Source organism: Pseudomonas sp. A (assembly GCF_056270345.1).
In genome coordinates, this window is sequence record NZ_CM149873.1 from 4,862,494 (window position 1) to 4,879,868 (window position 17,375).

At 63.8% G+C, this 17,375-nt stretch carries 16 protein-coding genes; 9 read left to right on the forward strand and 7 right to left on the reverse strand.

Going from position 1 to position 17,375, the window contains the following annotated elements; translation table 11 throughout:
- Positions 1–134 precede the first annotated feature (134 nt).
- Positions 135–341 (reverse strand): hypothetical protein, encoded by a 207-nt coding sequence (locus AC0MAZ_RS21725; protein ID WP_475861507.1) that lies wholly within the window; start codon positions 339–341, stop codon positions 135–137.
- On the opposite strand from AC0MAZ_RS21725, the gene AC0MAZ_RS21730 reads away from it, so the two are divergent.
- The 8 genes from AC0MAZ_RS21730 (at position 264) to AC0MAZ_RS21765 (ending at position 8,636) form a co-directional block, all read left to right on the forward strand.
- Entirely contained in the window at positions 264–1,451 is a 1,188-nt protein-coding gene (locus tag AC0MAZ_RS21730) for a hydroxymethylglutaryl-CoA synthase (RefSeq protein ID WP_475859121.1), read from the forward strand. The genes AC0MAZ_RS21725 and AC0MAZ_RS21730 overlap by 78 nt on opposite strands.
- A 5-nt stretch (positions 1,452–1,456) precedes the next feature.
- On the forward strand, positions 1,457–2,239 hold the full coding sequence (locus AC0MAZ_RS21735; RefSeq protein ID WP_110739294.1) for an enoyl-CoA hydratase-related protein: 783 nt from the start codon (positions 1,457–1,459) through the stop codon (positions 2,237–2,239).
- An 80-nt stretch (positions 2,240–2,319) separates the two neighbouring features.
- Positions 2,320–4,263 carry an asparagine synthase (glutamine-hydrolyzing) gene (gene asnB / locus AC0MAZ_RS21740; protein ID WP_234560304.1) on the forward strand — a complete coding sequence of 648 codons (1,944 nt, stop codon included), beginning with the start codon at positions 2,320–2,322 and terminating at the stop codon, positions 4,261–4,263.
- On the forward strand, positions 4,260–5,384 hold the full coding sequence (locus AC0MAZ_RS21745; RefSeq protein ID WP_046856510.1) for an FAD-dependent oxidoreductase: 1,125 nt from the start codon (positions 4,260–4,262) through the stop codon (positions 5,382–5,384). Before asnB ends, AC0MAZ_RS21745 begins: the two co-directional genes overlap by 4 nt.
- A 10-nt stretch (positions 5,385–5,394) precedes the next feature.
- Positions 5,395–6,471 carry an acyl-CoA dehydrogenase family protein gene (locus AC0MAZ_RS21750; RefSeq protein ID WP_213884160.1) on the forward strand — a complete coding sequence of 359 codons (1,077 nt, stop codon included), beginning with the start codon at positions 5,395–5,397 and terminating at the stop codon, positions 6,469–6,471.
- A gap of 11 nt (positions 6,472–6,482) precedes the next feature.
- Entirely contained in the window at positions 6,483–6,920 is a 438-nt protein-coding gene (locus AC0MAZ_RS21755; RefSeq protein WP_028692820.1) for a PaaI family thioesterase, read from the forward strand.
- Between the two features lie 206 nt (positions 6,921–7,126).
- Complete coding sequence (locus AC0MAZ_RS21760; protein ID WP_023629104.1) at positions 7,127–7,774, forward strand: FMN-dependent NADH-azoreductase; 648 nt, start codon at positions 7,127–7,129, stop codon at positions 7,772–7,774.
- A 1-nt stretch (position 7,775) separates the two neighbouring features.
- The gene (locus AC0MAZ_RS21765) at positions 7,776–8,636 is read left to right on the forward strand and encodes a glutathione S-transferase C-terminal domain-containing protein (RefSeq protein WP_051555768.1); all 861 of its coding nucleotides are present in this window, start codon (positions 7,776–7,778) and stop codon (positions 8,634–8,636) included.
- A gap of 194 nt (positions 8,637–8,830) precedes the next feature.
- Here the strand turns inward: AC0MAZ_RS21765 and AC0MAZ_RS21770 are convergent, their stop codons facing one another.
- Complete coding sequence (locus AC0MAZ_RS21770; protein WP_475859125.1) at positions 8,831–9,736, reverse strand: DMT family transporter; 906 nt, start codon at positions 9,734–9,736, stop codon at positions 8,831–8,833.
- A 133-nt stretch (positions 9,737–9,869) separates the two neighbouring features.
- Here AC0MAZ_RS21770 and AC0MAZ_RS21775 point away from each other — a divergent pair, with 133 nt between their 5' ends.
- The gene (locus AC0MAZ_RS21775; RefSeq protein ID WP_475859126.1) at positions 9,870–10,307 is read left to right on the forward strand and encodes an Lrp/AsnC family transcriptional regulator; all 438 of its coding nucleotides are present in this window, start codon (positions 9,870–9,872) and stop codon (positions 10,305–10,307) included.
- 57 nt (positions 10,308–10,364) lie between these two features.
- Here AC0MAZ_RS21775 and AC0MAZ_RS21780 read toward each other — a convergent pair whose 3' ends face one another.
- The 5 genes from AC0MAZ_RS21780 to AC0MAZ_RS21800 form a co-directional block, all read right to left on the reverse strand.
- Positions 10,365–11,339 carry an SbmA/BacA-like family transporter gene (locus AC0MAZ_RS21780; protein WP_475859128.1) on the reverse strand — a complete coding sequence of 325 codons (975 nt, stop codon included), beginning with the start codon at positions 11,337–11,339 and terminating at the stop codon, positions 10,365–10,367.
- A gap of 361 nt (positions 11,340–11,700) precedes the next feature.
- A complete protein-coding gene (locus AC0MAZ_RS21785) occupies positions 11,701–11,871 on the reverse strand; it encodes a hypothetical protein (RefSeq protein ID WP_234560308.1) in 171 nt (56 codons plus the stop codon).
- Positions 11,872–12,534: 663 nt separating this feature from the next.
- Complete coding sequence (locus AC0MAZ_RS21790; protein WP_475861471.1) at positions 12,535–13,914, reverse strand: TolC family protein; 1,380 nt, start codon at positions 13,912–13,914, stop codon at positions 12,535–12,537.
- Positions 13,915–13,946: 32 nt separating this feature from the next.
- Complete coding sequence (locus tag AC0MAZ_RS21795) at positions 13,947–16,100, reverse strand: peptidase domain-containing ABC transporter (protein WP_475859130.1); 2,154 nt, start codon at positions 16,098–16,100, stop codon at positions 13,947–13,949.
- 10 nt (positions 16,101–16,110) lie between these two features.
- Positions 16,111–17,364 carry an HlyD family secretion protein gene (locus tag AC0MAZ_RS21800; RefSeq protein ID WP_475861473.1) on the reverse strand — a complete coding sequence of 418 codons (1,254 nt, stop codon included), beginning with the start codon at positions 17,362–17,364 and terminating at the stop codon, positions 16,111–16,113.
- Between the last annotated feature and the right edge of the window lie 11 nt (positions 17,365–17,375).

Below are 17,375 nucleotides of genomic sequence, written 5' to 3' on the forward strand. Positions count from 1 at the left end.
TTGTTCGACAATCCGCTCATCCCCCTTTGCACAAGCCGCGTGGAATCACGGGGCGCACGCCTGTGCGCGATAAATAAACGCCGAACTTTCCACCCTCAAAAAACCATGAACTGGCGTCATCAATCCCATCGGAATTATTCGCTTTTTTTGCCAAAAGCTTCAGCCGCAATAATTAAATGGCCAGCAGGGTCTGGCACCGGAACAACAAGACCGGTTGTGTATTTTGGGATTTTTTCAACAGTGAAAAATAATTGGGCATACACATGAAAATCGGCATTGATGATATTGGGCTGTCTGTACCGCAACACTTTTTCGCACTGGAAGAACTTGCCGAACGGCATGGTATCGATCCGCAGAAATACCTGGTCGGCATCGGCCAGGAGTTCATGGCCGTGCCGGCCCCGGACGAAGACATCGTGACCCTGGCGGCCAACGCCACCCTGCCGCTGCTCGATGACGCCACCCGCGCCTCGATCGCCACGGTGATCCTCGCCACCGAGAGCGGCATCGACCAGTCCAAGGCCGCCGGCCTGTTCGTCCACAGCCTGCTCGGCCTGCGTGCCGACTGCCGCGTGGTGGAGTTCAAGCAGGCCTGCTACGGCGCCACCGCCGGCTTGCAGATGGCCCGTGCGCTGGTCGCCCAGCGCCCTCACGAGAAGGTGCTGGTGATCGCGACCGACATCGCCCGCTACGAGCAGAACTCCGAAGGTGAATGCACCCAGGGCGCCGGCGCCGTGGCCATGATCGTGGCCGAAAACCCGCGCCTGCTGGAACTGCACCCGCACCAGGGCCGCTACAGCCTGGACGTCTCGGACTTCTGGCGGCCGAACCTGCGCAGCACCGCGCTGGTCGACGGCAAGCTGTCGATCGAGGTCTACCTGGAGTCGCTGCGCAACGCCTGGCAGAGCTACCGCGCCGACGGCGGCCTGGGCCTGGAAGATATGAGCTTCCTGTGCTTCCACCAGCCGTTCACCAAGATGGCGAAGAAAGCCTTCTCGGTGTTCGAGGCGATCGAACCCGAAGCGGCCAAGGCCCTGGGCGAGAAGGCCTATTCCACCAGCCAGCTGTACGGCAAGGCCATCGGCAACTGCTACACCGCCTCGCTGTACATCGCCCTGCTGTCGCTGCTGGACAACAGCGACGAGGACCTGACCGGCCGCAACATCGGCCTGTTCAGCTACGGTTCGGGCAGCGTCGGCGAGTTCTTCAGCGCCACCGTGGTGCCGGGCTACCAGGCCCATTCGCGGCGCAAGGCGCATGCGCGCATGCTGGCCAGCCGCACCCGCCTGGGCCATGAGCAGTACAGCGCCTGGTTCTACGGCGACAACCACCCGGCCGTGGCCGACTACAGCACGCCGTACGTCACCGGCGGCGCGTTCCGCTACGGCGGTTGCGAGGGCTATCGCCGTCAGTACGAGAGCACCGCCCTGTCCCTGAAGATGGCGAGCTGACGACCATGAGCGACGTGCTGCTGAGCTGGCCGCAACCCGCGGTCGCCTGCCTGACCCTGAACCGTCCGCATGCCGGCAACGCCCTCGACGAGGCCCTGCTCGGGGCCTTGCACGAGCAGCTGCAGGCCCTCGCCGAGCACCCGGGGCTGCGCGCCCTGGTGCTCGACGGCGCCGGCGAGCACCTGTGCACCGGGGCGGACCTGGAGTGGATGCGCCGCAGCCGCGACTTCGACCATGCGCGCAACCTGGAGGACGCCAGCCTGCTGGCCAACGTCCTGCAGCGCCTGGACGACTTCCCGGTGCCGGTGTTGATGCTGGCCCGCGGCGCGGTGTTCGGCGGGGCCCTGGGCCTGCTGTGCTGCGCCGACCACGTGCTAGCCGCCGAGGATGCGCGCTTCTGCTTCAGCGAGGCGCGCCTGGGCCTGGCCCCGGCCTTGATCAGCCCCTACGTGGTGCGCGCCATGGGCGTGCGCCAGGCACGGCGCTACATGCTCTCGGCCGAGGTGTTCGGCACCGAGGATGCGCTGCGCCTGCAGCTGGTCCACCGCCTGGTGCCCGCCGCCGAGCTGGAGCAGGCCCGCGACCGCTGGCTGGCCACCCTGCTGCAGACCGGCCCCCAGGCCAGTCGCGAGATCAAGCAGATGCTGGCGCGCCTGGCAGGCCGCGACCACCTGCTCGACGAGCAGGGTTGCAACCTGCAGCTGATCGCCCGCCTGCGCACCTCCAGCGAGGGCCAGCACGGTCTTGCCGCCTTCTTCGAACGCAGCCGCCCCGACTGGGCGCAATGAACCCTGGGTGCGCGGACCACGAAGCCCGCGCCGTTCCGGCGTCGCCGACGACGCCCGACCTATGAGAAAAGGATTTTGCCATGTGTGGTTTCATCGGTGTCTACCAGTCCAAACGCAACAGCATCAGCGACCAGTCGATCCTCGACGCCCTGGCCGCCATCAATCACCGCGGCCCCGACGAGCACAGCCTGTGGCGTGACCCGGGCGAGCGCGCCGTGCTCGGCCACACCCGCCTGAGCATCATCGGCCTGGACAACGGCATGCAGCCGATCGTCGCCGATGAAGGCGACCTGGCGGTGATCGTCAACGGCGAGTTCTACGACCACGAACGCATCCGTACCGAACTGCAGGCCGAAGGCGCGATCTTCAAGACCGCCTCGGACAGCGAGATCGCCCTGCACCTGTACCGCCGCTCCGGCATGGCCGGGCTCAAGGAGCTGCGCGGCGAGTTCGCCATGGTCCTGTTCGACCGCCGTCGTCGTCTGATGCTGGCGGTACGCGACCGCCTGGGCATCAAGCCGCTGTTCTACACCCAGCATGAAGGCAACTGGTATTTCGCCTCCGAGATCAAGGCCCTGCTGGCCGCCGGCGTCAACCCGACCTGGGACGAGAACGCCTATGCCAGCCGCGCCTTCTACCTGCGCGACCACACCCTGTTCGAAGGCGTGCGCAGCGTGCAGCCGGGCTGCTGGGTGATGGTCGACCACGGCGGCCTGCACAGCGGCCGCTACTGGGACATGGAATTCGCCCGCCGCGACACCCCGGCGCCGAGCGACGAGGCCGGCATGATCGAATCCGTGCGCGCCGCCATCGAGGAAGCGGTGCGCCTGCGCCTGCGCGCCGACGTGCCGATGGGCGTGTACCTGAGCGGCGGCATCGACTCCTCGGCGATGCTGGGCATGGCCACCGCCCTCAAGGGCGAGCCGCTGGACGCCTTCAACCTGTCGTTCACCGACATGGACGACTACGACGAGAACCGTTTCGCGCGCATGGCCGCCGAGCACAACGGCGCGCGCTTCCACACCATCGAGATCACCCAGGACGACCTGGCGGACAACTTCGAGCAGGCGGTGTGGCACAACGAGACGCCATTCTTCAACGCCCACGGTGTGGCCAAGTACATCCTCAGCAAGGAAGTGCGCAAGGCCGGCCTGAAAGTGGTGCTGACCGGCGAAGGCGCCGACGAAGTGTTCGCCGGCTACCCGCACTTCCGCCGCGACATGCTGCTGTACAACAACGAACAACAAGACCCGAAAGTCATCGACCTGCTGCGCCAGCGCATCCAGGCCAACGAGCAGGGCTACACCAACGCGCACATGCCCCACGACATCCACTGGATGGTCGAGCAGCTCAAGCACGGCGTGTCGTGGCTGGACAACCAGGCCGGCTGGTTCAAGGCCCTGGAGAGCCTGTACCGCGGCGACTTCCGCGATCACTTCAGCGGTGTCGACCCGTACCGCCAGTTCTTCGACCGCCTCGACCACGGCAAGCTCGCCGACCGCGATCCGGTGCACAACTCCATGTACCTGTGGGCCAAGTCGTACCTGCCGAACTTCGTCCTCACCACCCTGGGCGACCGCATGGAGATGGCCAACAGCATCGAAGGCCGCGTGCCGCTGCTCGACCACCACGTGGTCGAACTGGCCTGCCAGCTGCCGGTGTGGATGAAGGTGCGCGGCGCCACCGAGAAGTTCGTGTTCCGCGAAGCCATGCGCCCTTACCTGCCCAAGGCCCTGTACGAGCGCAAGAAGCACTACTTCCGCGCCCCGCCGGCCACCCTGCAGCAGCAAGGCCGCCTGTGGCAGCTGGTGCAGGACACCCTGCACAGCCGTGATCTGGACGCGCTGCCGTTCTTCGACGCGGCCAAGGTGCGCACCCTGCTCAAGCAGTTGCCGACCCTCAGCGCCCAGGAACAGGGCCTGCTCGACCCGATGCTGATGGAGCTGACCAGCCTGTGCCTGCTGCAGCGCCGCTACCGCATGAGCGGCCAGAGCTGGAACACCTTGAGCGAGGTGGCCGCATGAAGATCGCGATCATCGGCGCCGGCCTCAATGGCCTGGCCTGCGCCCTGATTCTCAAGCGCTTCGGCCTCGAGGCCACGGTGTACGAGCGGGCCCATGGCCCGCGCGACTCGGGCACCGGCATCTACGTCTGGCCCCAGGGCGTGCAGGTGCTGCGCTTCCTGTTCAACGACACCGGCTTCATCGGCCGCGGCAAGGCCATCGAGTTCCTCGACACCCATGGCCGCGACGGTCGCCTGATCCACAGCCAGCCGGTGCGCCCGGACGGCCTGGGGATCCCGGCGCCGGCGGTGATGTTCCCGCGTCCCGAGCTGTTCGGCCTGCTGCGCGAACGCCTGGCCCCCGGGCAGATCCGCTACCAGATGGGTTGCGAGAAGGTGGAGAAGGTCGGCGAACAGGCGCGGGTGACCTTCAGCAACGGCGAGCAGGAAGACTTCGACCTGGTGATCGGCAGCGACGGCGTCGGCTCCACCGTGCGCCAGTGCCTGGAGCCGGGCCTGACGCCCTACGACACGGGCCTGGTGGCCAGCCGCGGCATGGTCGAGTTCGACTCGCCGCTGCTGCTGCCCGACCGTTGCCAGATCTTCGCCTCGGAGTTCTCGCGGGTGGTCACCTACCCGCTGGCGGCCGACCGCCCGTACCGCTACTGGTTCGCCGCCTACCAGCACCGCAACCAGCCGCTGCTCGACCGTGACGGCCTGGTACAGCTGTTTGCCGACCTGCCGCCGGACGTGGTGCGGATGATGGAAGCCACCGAGCACGAGCAGATCCTCACCCACAAGATGATGGCGCTGACCGGCGCCGGTTGCTGGCAGAACGGCCGCGTGGTGATGCTCGGCGACAGCATCCACGCCATGCTGCCGACCCTCGGCTACGGCCTGACCCTGGGCCTGGAGAACGCCTTCATGCTCGCCCAGGCCCTGGTCGGCTGCTGCGACGAGCGCCTCGACAGCGCCCTGCAGCGCTACGAAATCCGCGCCGCCGAGCGTTCGCGGGTGATGCTGGAAGTGATGCGCGACATGACCGACCTGTACTACTTCGAGGAGGACAGCGCCATGACCTCCTCGCGGATCCGGCCGATCGTCGAGCGTTTCCACGACCTGGCCCTGACCACGGTGTTCTGAGGAGATCGCCATGAGTGACGCATACCGCCAGCGCCTGCAGGCCTTCGTCAGCGAGCGCATCACGCCGAACGTGGCGGCCTGGGAGCAGCTCGGCGCCTACCCGGCCACGCTCAACCGCGAGGCCGGCGCCGCCGGCCTGCTCGGCCTGGGCCACGACCACCGCCAGTTGCCGGACGACCCAAGGGCCGTGGCGGTGCTGATCGAGGAGCTGACCCGCAGCGGCGCCCAGGGCATCACCATGGGCCTGGGCTCGCACTTCGTCAGCCTCAAGGCGGTGCAAGCCACCGGCCACCCGATCGTCCACGATCTGGTGCCGGCAGTGCTCGATGGCCGCCAGAGCATCGCCCTGGCGATCACCGAGCGCCAGGCCGGTTCCGACCTGCGCGCCCTGGAGTGCCGGGCCACGCGCCAGGCCGACGGTTACCGGCTGAACGGGCACAAGGCGTTCATCTGCAACGCCACCCGCGCCGACTGGCTGCTGATGGTCGGCCACTGCGAGGACGGCCTGGCGCTGTTCCTGGTCGAAGGCTCCGCCGCCGGCATCCGCCACACCCCGCGCCAGGCCCTGGGCTGGCGCTGCCTGCCGCTGGCCGACCTGGAGCTTGTCGACGTGCCAGCGCTGCGCCTGACCGGCAAGGGCGGCGTCGGCCGCCTGCTGCAGGCCAGCCTGCAGCAGGAGCGGCTGAACCTGGCGGTGATGGCCATCACCAGCGCCGACATGGCCCTGCAGGCCGCCATCGACTGGTGCAAGAGCCGCCAGGTCGGCGGCAAGCCGCTGTTCGACAAGTCGGTGATCCGCCAGCGCCTGGCCGAGCACTACGCGCAGCTGACGGTCAGCCGCCAGTTCGTCGACACCTGCGTGGCCCGCCAGGCCGAAGGCACCCTGGACGCGCACCAGGTGGCCATCGCCAAGAACAGCGCCGTACAGACTTTGGAAACCCTGGCCCGCGACGCCGTGCAACTGCATGGCGCCCACGGCTGCGTCGAGCCCTCGCTGGTCGAACGCATCCACCGCGACGCCCGCCTGCTGGCCATCGGCGGCGGCACCCACGAAATCATGCTGGAAATCATTGCCCGGCACCTGTGAAGGATCACACCATGAGCACCATCAGCGACCACGCCGCCGCGCACTCGCGCGCGCTGCTCGAACACGCCTACCAGCGCTACTGCGGGCTGGAAATGCTGGAACAGTCCCCCGGCCAGTGCACCTGCCGGCTGACCGTCACCGATGCCATCGACAACCTCAGCCAGACCCTGCACGGCGGGGTGATCTACTCGATGCTCGACGTCACCAGCATGCTCGCCACCCTGCCCTTGCTGGGGCCTGACGAGTACGCCCTGACCAACAGTTTCAACACCCTGCTGCTATCGGCCACACCGCGGGACACCGAGGTGCTGTTCCACGCCAAGGTGATCCGTGATGGACGCAACCTGATGTTCACCCAGGCCGAGGCCTGGCGGGTCAACGCCGACGGCAGCCAGACGCGCATCGCCAGCGCGCAGCTGAGCAAGTTCAGGCTCAAGCGGGAGTGGTGACGGCGTAATCACCCATCACCTTCTTCGCGGGGCAAGCCCGCTCCCACGTGATATGTGGGGGCGGACTTGCCCCGCGATCGTTTCAGCACAGAGCCCCTGGCGATACATGACAACCTTAAGGGTAATACCCTGATTATCTGCGCTTTTCACTCCCGCCCGATTGCTCAAGACTGGCTGTCACACACATCACTGAAAGGATTCTCGCAATGAATCACAAGGTCCTGGTCATCCGCTCCTCGATCAAGTCCGATGGCGGCTTCTCCGGCCAACTGGTGGACAACTTCCTCAAGCAGCTCAAAGAGGTCAACCCCGAAGCTTCGGTGGCGGTACGCGACCTGCACGCCCAGCCCATCCCGCACCTCAATGCGGTGACCATGGACGCCCTGTTCGGCGGTGACGCCAGCAGCATCGAGGCGGCCGCAGCACTGAAGCTGTCCAACGAGCTGATCGAAGAGATCCAGGAAGCCGACCGCGTGGTGATCGGCCTGCCACGCTACAACTTCGGCGCACCGTCGATCCTGCACACCTGGGTCGACTACATCGTGCGTGGCGGCGTCACCTTCACCTATGTCGACGGCGCCCCGGTCGGCCTGCTGGATGACAAGCCGGTGCACGTGCTCAACGCCAGCGGCGGCGTCTACAGCCAGGGCACCGATACTCTGGCCGGCTGGCTGTCGCAGACCCTGGGCTTCGTCGGCCTGAACAGCGTCGAGTTCATCTACGCCGAAGGCCTGGGCATGGGCGAAGAAAGCCTGGCCGCGGGCCTGGCCGCCGCCAACCTGAAGATCCAGCACAGCATCGCCGCCCTCGGCGAACGCCCATGCCCAAGCCTGGCCACCGCCGTAGGGAGGTAAGATGACCCGCAGCCAAGACAACCCGTCGGTCCAGGAACTGTTCCTCAGCGAACTGGTGGCCGAGCCCAATCGCTACCACCTGTACATCTCCCACGCCTGCCCGTTCTCGCACCGGGTGCACCTGGTGCAGAGCCTGCTGGGCCTGGAAGACGCGCTGGACGTCACCTCGGTGGCGGCCCGCCGCCACGACCAGGGCTGGGAGTTCGACGAACACGACCAGGACCCGCTGCACAAGGACGTCACCCTGCTGTCGAGCCTGTACGAGCGTTCGCGCCCGGGCTTCACCGGCAACCAGTCGGTGCCGGTCCTCTGGGACCGCCAGCAGAACCGTATCGTGCACAACGATTCGGCGGAGCTGGCGCTGCAGATGGCGACCCGCCTGCTGCCCCTGGCCAAGACCCCGATCGACCTGGTGCCCGACCGCTCCAGCTGCGACATCGTCGAGCTCAACCAGTGGCTGCACACCAACATCAACCGCATGGTCTACCACATGGGCTTCGCCCCGGACCAGGAGAGCTACGACCAGGCCTTCCAGCAATTCTTCGCGGCCATGGACACCCTTGAGCACCGGCTGCGCAAGCAGCCGTACCTGGTGGGCGGCAAGCTGAGCCTGTCGGACCTGTTCCTGCTGCCCACGCTGATCCGCTATGAGGCGGTGTACTACGTGCACTTCAAGACCAACCACAAGACCCTGGCCGAGTACCCGGCGCTGTACCAGTACCTGGTACGCCTGACGCAGATCCCGGCGATCTACCGCACCATCGACATGGCGCATATCAAGCTGCACTACTACTACTCGCACAACCACATCAACCCGACCCGGATCGTGCCCCAGGGGCCGGCGTTGAGCTGGTTGAACTGAGCAGTCGGCGTTTGCGGTCTTTTCGCGGCACAAGGCCGCTCCTACAGGAAGCGCATCCCCCTGTAGGAGCGGCCTTGTGCCGCGAAAGGGCTGCCTCGCAGCCCCGGCGGTTGAAGCCGAATACCGACTCCGGACGACTTCAACACCTTGAGGCTGTTACACGCCAAGACCACGCCGATCTTACAAACTGAACCTCATTCAGGCCTTGCCACGCCGCGGCCGCTGGCCGGCCGGAACCACCAGCCCTGCTGCATGCCCGCCGCCGCCAGCAGGATCAGCCCCACCCCCAGCCACTGCACCAGCGCCAGGCGATGGTCGAAGGCCACCCAGTCGACCAGGATCGCCGCGATCGGGTAGATGAACGACAGCGCACCGGTCAGCGCCGTGGGCAGGCGCTGGATGGCGCTGTACAGCAGCACGTACATCAACCCGGTATGCACGACCCCCAGCGTCACCAGGCTACCGAGCGCCGGCAGTTCACCCGGCAGTCCACCGAGCTTCACCCAGGGCGCCAGCAGCAATACGCCGGTGCTCACCTGGATCAGCGCGATCAAGTGCGGTGGCGTGCCGGTCAGGCGCTTGATGATCAACGCCGCCACGGCGTACAGGAACGCCGCGCCCAATGCCAGGACGATGCCCAACAGGTACTCGTCGCCACTGGCCTGCCCCGCGCCATGGGCGCTGACGATGGCCAGCATGCCGAGGAACGCCACGCTCAACCAGGTCAGCTTGGCCAGGGTGATCTTCTCGCCGAGGAACAGCGCGGCCAGCCCCACCAGCATGAACGGCTGGACGTTGTACACCGCGGTGCCGATGGCGATCGAAGCTCGCGAGTAGGAGGCGAACAGCAGCACCCAGTTGCCGACGATCGCCACGCCGCTGGCCACCGCCAGCAGGAAGGTGGCGCGGGTCAGCACACCCGGTTTGAGAAAGCCCATGGCCGCGCAGATCAGCAGCAAGGTGCCGGCGCCGAACACGCAGCGCCAGAACACCACTTCCAGCACCGGCTGCCCGGATACCAGCACGAACCAGCCGATGGTCCCGGAGATCAGCATGGCGGCGATCATTTCCAGCGAGCCACGGCGCAGCGAATTGTCCATCTCACACCTCCTGTCGACGATGGGCACAGTATGCGGAGGGTCGAGGGCGACCTTCCAGCGGATAACCAAGGCATATCTGTGCTCTCGCCTTTACTATCAAGGCATATCTTGAAAATCACCTAACGAGGCTGCCATGACTGATGCCATCGACCAGTTGCTGATCAACGCCCTGATGGAAGACTCGCGCCGCTCGCTCAAGGCCCTGGCGCAGATCAGCGGATTGTCGGCGCCCAGCGTCAGCGAGCGCCTGCGCCGCCTGGAAGAGCGCGGCGTACTGCGCGGCTATACGGTGGAGGTGGACCCGCGCTGTTTCGGCTACCAGTTGCAGGCGATCGTGCGCATTCGCCCGCTGCCGGGGCAGTTGCAGGAGGTGGAGCGGCAGATCATCGCCATTCCCGAGTTCACCGAGTGCGACAAGGTCACCGGCGAGGATTGTTTCATCGCCCGCCTGCATGTGCGCTCGATGGAGCAGCTGGACACGCTGCTCGACCGCCTCAACGTGCTGGCCGAGACCAATACGGCGATCATCAAGAAGACGCCGGTGAAGCGGCGGTTGCCGCCGATGGAGTGAGCAGGCCTGGCAGCAGCGTTGCAGCAGTCAGCCGACGCAAGCCCTCTCAGGTTCAGGCTACTTCGCAAAGACAGTTCCATGCCCTCGTACTGCGCCATGGGTTTCGCAACGCTCGGCCAAGGCTCCATCGAACGAGATCAAGCGGTCCGTCGTGGCTTTCCAGTCGGCCAGGCGGTGATAGGCATTGATGAACCAGCTCAGGTTCCCGCAAAGATTGCCGAATGCCGAGTTGATCTGCATGACGTCGCCAAACATGATGGCGCCGGAAAAGAATCGCGGAACAGCCAACAGGCTGCTGAACACCAGCGACAGCTGACTGTAGCTCTCGGTGAACAGGGAAAGACGCATTTTCACATTGATGGTACGACGCATGTTGGCCAGGCTGACATCGAGCTTCTCACTGATCCGTTGTTTTTCGCCATGACGCCCACAAGAGGCCGCCTGGTCGCTGGAGCTGTCGCGAAAGCGGATCAGGAAATAACGCAGGTCCGCCTCGGAGCGTTGCTGATTGTTGCTCAAGGAGACCAGCTTGAAACCGATTTTCTGGCTGATGTAGGTTCCCAGAAACGCATAAAGTAAGGCGGCCCAGAACATATAGGCGGGAATGTTCAGGCCCCACAACTGCGCACTACCGGAAATGCCGATCAATACCACACTGAACGACACGACGCTGGCCAGCGTGTAGAACAGGCCACAGGCCAGGTCAATGGTTTCGAAGGTGAACTTGTTGATGTCTTCGGCGATGCGCTGATCGGGATTGTCGACCTGCCGCTCGACCTGATCGGGGCGATTCGACTCGACGACCCAGGCAGACAGGTAGTGATTGGTCAACCAGCGACGCCATCTCAGCGCGAAGACGTCGACCCAATAGGTGATCAATACCGAACGAAACACCGAGAACAGCACAATGGCAATGAACACCAGTACCAGCCGATAGAAGGAATAGGCATCGAGTTCTTGAATGGCATTATAGAAGTGCTTGTACCATTCATTGATCGCCAGTGCGGTGGCCACCGCCAGAAGGGACAGCACTCCTAACGCCACCAGTGAGCACCAGGCGAATAGTTTTTCTTCGCTCTTCCAGTACAATGACACCAAATAAAAAGTTTTACGAAAGAATGACGAATCTTCGGGAGCGTCATCATTCCCGCTAGAAATTTTCGAATTCATTGACATCACGGAATATAAATTAATTATTAGCGGAGCGTGTATCGCTCCTTATAGTCACTCTGAACGGACCGTCTGACCGTCGCGTACAGGGTCATCACACTAAACGTGCATCTCAATACAAAACAACCACGCGTTGCGCTGGCGCGATCAGCGATCGCTCCGATGACGCCGGCACCCGCCAACTGCCCCTTGACGACGTAGGTCCTAACGCACGCCACATCCCTCAGGAGCGTTTGACTTTACCCTTTTTTTCGCCCAGTACACGAAGCGACAGCGTTATCGCCAACGCCATCAACGCGTACTTGATGTAAACATTGATCATCCAATAGTCGGCCGCTGTCCCCACCGCTATTCCGATGGAGATCGTCACGGCCATGACGACGAAAGAATTCATGGGTACATTCCAGGTCACCTACCCTCTGACGCCGAGTATTTACGTCGACAGAATGGCTTGAAGCCACTACTGACACTCAGTCTAGCGTCCGCGTACCGCGCCCGACACCCTACATGTGTAGGGATGGCGACGGACCACTTGACTCCCCAAGTCGAAAAGAGGCTCAAACACCCAGCGAATTCTGAGCTATTTCAGCCTCTTCCGACCTTGCAAGCGGACAACCGATCAAAATTGACCAGACTGCCCGCCCTGGTGATGGACGATCAACAGCGTTAAACGCTTAAGCGCCAGTCGAAGCACTGCCCCACATCCGGGATCCATTACCTGCAATCACGCCGCCGCCAAAACCTGCTGTCGTACCCGCAGCGATACTTCCGATGCCCGCAGGCCCGGCGATAGCACCTACCAGCGCGCCAGCCCCAGCCGCCAATGCCAGGTCAGCGCCATTGATGCTGCCACCACCCGTTTGGCTACCGAGGTAAGTAGCAACGCCAACGGCTGCACCACCGACTGCCCCAATAGGACCAAAGGCGCCTGCCACCATCTCGAGTTCTTCTACTGTGATATCGCGCATTATTACAATTCCCTATGGTTTTATTAAAAGATGTTCAGCGTTTACCCTTCGGCTACACGCGCGCGAAGCACCTTTTCGAATAGCAGCGATCAAAGCGCCCAGAATCCCAGGCGCCCCAGGCTCGCCACCAGTCGCAAACGCGCGAGGTGCCAACGGTTCAATGCAGCAATATGCTCCTGCTCCGCCATTGCATAGGCGGAAGAAGCATTGAGCAGCTCGATCATGCTGCCCACTCCAGAGCGATAACGGCCCTGGACCACGTTCAGGGCAAGCATTGCCTGCTCCACCCACTCGGCGGTTCTTTCAAGTGCCTGGGTTTCGGTACCCAGGGACTGGTAGCTGTCCCACAGTTGCAGCGATACGCGCTGCTCGACATCCGCCAGCTCTGCTTCACTGGCCTGCATCCTGGCCCGGGCACCACGCACCTGGTAGGTGCGCTCGAATCCTTCGAACAGCGGGATGTTGAGTTGCAGACCGACAACGCTGTCACGGGCGCGGCTGTCGCCATCAAAGTCGGTTGACCGATGTGCCTGCATATCTGAAAGCGAAGCGATCAGCGACAGCGACGGGCGACCGGCAGCCTCGCGCTCGGCGATACCGGCTTTCGCCGCATCCAGCCGGGCCTTTGCGGCTATGACTGCGGGATGGTCCAATCCCGCCTGTTCGAGTAGCGCATCCAGGTCCTGGACGAAAGACGTGGTCGGGCGCCAGGCCAGCGTCCCCGCCAGCGTCAGCGTCGTCTGCAGCGGCAACCCTGCAAGCAGGGCAATCTGCCCCTGGGCGCTGCGTACCGCCCCCCGGTCCCGAACTTCGTTCAGGCTGGCTTGCGTGTAGGCGGTCTGTGCCTGCAAACGATCTGAAAGCGCGGCCGCGCCCGCTTCGTACTTGGCGGACGCATCCTTGAGATTCTCGGCCGCCAGTGCGGCAACCTGTTCTGCAAGCCGCTGCCTGTCCTGGGCCGCCAAGGTGTCGTAGTACAAACGGGCCGCTTGCAAAAATGCCTGCTGCAAGCGCTCGTCCTGATCGGCATTGGCCGCCACCAGCAATTGCCGCGCATGACGCAGGTCGGCCTCTCGTCGACCGGAATCGAACAGCACCCAGCTCAGGCCCAGTCGATTTTCGAGCTGACGCTGCCTGCCCTGGATCGAGTGATCCTCTCGGTTGTCGTAACGGCTGTCATTGCGACTGCGACTGAACGAGGACCTAGCATCAAGCCTTGGCAGGTACGCCGATTGGGCTATTCCCACCTGCGCGGCCTGGAACTTGGCCTCAGCCCAGGCACGTCGGGCCTTGGGGTCACGACATAACACACGCTCGATCATGACATCGAGGGTAAGCCCCCCTGGTGGCGCAGGGTCAATACAGGTTGCACCTGCTTCGGCATCGTTGCGCGCAACCATGACCGCCACGGACTCACCGGTCGAGAATACATCCAGCGCAACGACGCCGGACGACCACGCGCACAGCATGCCGAGCAGACAGCCAAAGAAAGTGCCAGCGCTCACGATGTGACCGCCCCGCCTGGGCAGGACGGTGAATCCACCCTCGGCAGATCGAGCCTGACTCGGCCTGCTTCAAGGTGTACCACCCGGTCTGCCGAGGCAATCGTCTCGGCGCGGTGGGCAACGATGATTCGGGTCACGGCGAGCGCACGCACCGCAGCATTGACCCGCTGCTCACTGGCCACATCAAGATGGCTGGTCGCCTCGTCGAGGATGAGGATATCCGGCCGCTTGTACAGTGCCCTGGCCAGCAGCAAGCGCTGTTTCTGGCCTCCGGACAGCACCGTGCCCATGTCGCCCACCAAGGTGTTGTAGCCCATTGGCATGGCCATGATTTCGGCATCGATGGCCGCCATGCGCGCGCATTCCATGGCCCATTCCAGATCGGGGCTCGACTCGAAGAACGTGATGTTGTCTGTGAGCGAGCCGGCGAACAGGCAGTCATCCTGCATCACCGTGCCGATCCGTCCGCGCCAGGACTCCAGATCCAGCTGGCGCAGCTCATGCCCACCCATGCGAATCTGGCCACTGGTGGGCGGCAATATCCCCAGCAGCACATTCACCAAGGTACTCTTGCCGCATCCCGAGGCACCGGTGATGGCAACGGACTCCCCGGGCGCGATGTGCAGGTCGATGCCATCGAGCACCAGCGGCTCATGCTCGGAGTAGCGATAGCTCAGGTTCTGGATGTCGATGGTCATCTGGCGCGCTGGCCAGTCCGCGCCCTGGGGGGTATCCCGCTGTTCCTCGGGAGGGTGGGTGACGATGTCGGCCAGCCGCTCACCCTGCAAACGCAACATGTGCAGGTCGAACAGATGGTCTACCAGGCTGGCTACACGGCTGACGAACTGCCCCTTGTACGCCATGAACGCCATCAGCACGCCGACCGTGAAGTGATTGCTCATGACCAGCGATGCACCTAGACCGATGGTGCAGAGGTTTTCCAACCCGAAGATCAGCGCGTTGAGTTGGGTGTAGAGCATCTGCAGTTTCTGCGTGCGCAATCCGGCGTTGATCTGGGCAACCAACAATCCGAGCCAGGTGGAGCGCCGTTCACCTTGACGCTGGAACAACTTGAGCGTGCGTACCCCTCGCAGCGTTTCGAGAAAATGGCTCTGCTGGCGCGCCGCATGAACGATCTGCTCCTCGCTGGCACGGCGCAGTGGGCCATACCACATCCAGCGAACCAGGATATAGGCCACCATCGCCAACACGGCGATCATCGCCAGCGACGGGCTGTAGAGGAACATCAAGGCAAGGGTGGCGATGGTCATCAGGCCGTCGAGGATCGCCGAGAAGAACGCCGCGGTCAGCGTATGCTGAATCTGATCGACAGCTCCGAAGCGGGACACCACGTCACCCAGGTGGCGCTTCTCGAAGTACTGGATCGGCAGACGCAGCAGGTGACTGAAGAGGTTCGCCCGCCACTGCACGCTGAGCAATGTACTCATGTGCATCATTACCCAGGCGCGCGTGGCGCTGACCACCTGCTGCATCAACAGCAACAGGCCGAAGCCGATCATCAGCGTGGTCAGCAGATCACGGTCCTGGGTGACCACTACGTTGTCGAGGGTCCATTGCAACAGGAACGGGCTGACCAGCGAGAACACTTCCAGCACCAGCGCCAACAGCAGCACCTGGGCCAAACCACGGTACAGCCCGCTCACACGGCCGAGCATCTTGGTCAAGCCCAGCCGAGGCTTGGCGGCCTGCTGCTCGAAGCCCTGCTCGGGCCATACCTCCAGTGCAACACCGGTAAAGCATTCGCTGGCCTGGGCAAAGCTCAGCTGGCGCACCCCTTGGGCGGGATCATGCACGGTCAGGTGCTGCCCATGAACAGCCTTGAGCACCACGAAATGGTTGAAGTTCCAATGCAGCACGCAGGGTAGCTTGAGCTTGTTCAGATCGCCCAGTTCCAGCCTTACCGCACGGGTACCGAGGTTGAGGCGCTCGGCAGTCTGCATCAGTTGCCTGAGAGTGATGCCTTTGAGCGAGACGCTGAACCGCCGGCGCAGCTCCATCAGGGTCGTATGGTGGCCGTGCATGCCAGCGATCATGGCCAGACAGGCAAGTCCGCACTCGGTTGCCTCGGTCTGCAGGATCAGCGGAAGACGGCGCCCAAGGCTCGGGGTAATGGCGTCGATGTAGTTCATGCGTCCATTCCTAGAGTTTGCCCGTCAGGCTGTAGAGCGGTTCGAGCACCCACTCGTAAAGACGCCGGGTCTCCTGCAGCACATCTGCCTCGACCAGCATGCCGGCCTGCAATGCCCGGGACTCCCCGTATGCCTGCACCGATTGCCTCTCGAGGGCCACGCGAATGCGATAGATCTGTTCGCCGTTGCCACCCAGACCGGGCACGGTCCCAACCACATTGGCAAGCTCGGCGGCGGAAAGCGTCGTCCTGGACACCGAAATGACCTGGCCATGGTGCTGGCCAAACTTCTGATAGGGGTAGGCCTGGTAGCGGAGCAGCACCGCGTCGCCTGCCTGGATAAAGCCAATCGCTTTGCTGGGGGCATACAGCTCTGCCTGCAGGTTGGCATCCGCCGGTACCAGGCTCATCAGTGCTCGCGAACTGTCCACTACCTGCCCCGGCCCCACCAGGATGGAGGTGGCCACGCCTGGCTGAGGTGCCGTAATGACCAGCGAGCGCTTGGCTTCGCTTTCGATCAACGCCTGCTGCACCGACGACAACGATCGGTGAATGCTGGCCAGCTGATTGCCGTGCAGCGCCTCCAGCCCTGCCCGTTCATGCTGTCGTTCGACCAACTGCTGCTTGAGCACCGTCGATTCGCGCACCAGCCCTTGAAGGCTCTGGCGCTGACCCAGAAGCTCGGCCTGGCGCTGTTGAAGCTGGTCCATGGAGATATAGCCCTTGTCCATGAGGCCCTGGTAACGCTCGGCCGCATTGCCGGCCAGTTGCACGAGCCGCTGCTGGCTGGCGATTTGCTGCGCCAGCGTGTCCAGTTCCTGGGTCAGGCTTCGCAGCTTGCTATCCAGACTCTGCCGCGCTTCAACCTGCAGTTGCTGCTGCTTGCGCAGCTCCTCCTCCAGAGAACGACGCTGACTCTGAAGCTGATCGCTGACCTCTGCCTGGACCGGCCCCGAGTCGACCGAGCGCTCACTGGAAATCAGGAACAGCCGCCTGCCCCGCTCCACCTGCTGCCCTTCCTCGACGTAACGCTCCAGCACGACACCGTACTGCGGCGCGTGTATTTTCAACTGCCCGGATGACGGCACCAGTTGGCCTGGGACGGTGCTACGCCTTGTATAACTGCCATAAAAGAAAAAACTCACGACCATCACCGCGAGCAACAACGCCACGAGTGTCATCACGGTGAAGGAAACAGGCCTGACCAGCACGATGTCACCCAGCCAGGTGGTCTGTCGCGCGGCCAGCGCTTCGGGTCGAAACAAGGGGGCCTTAC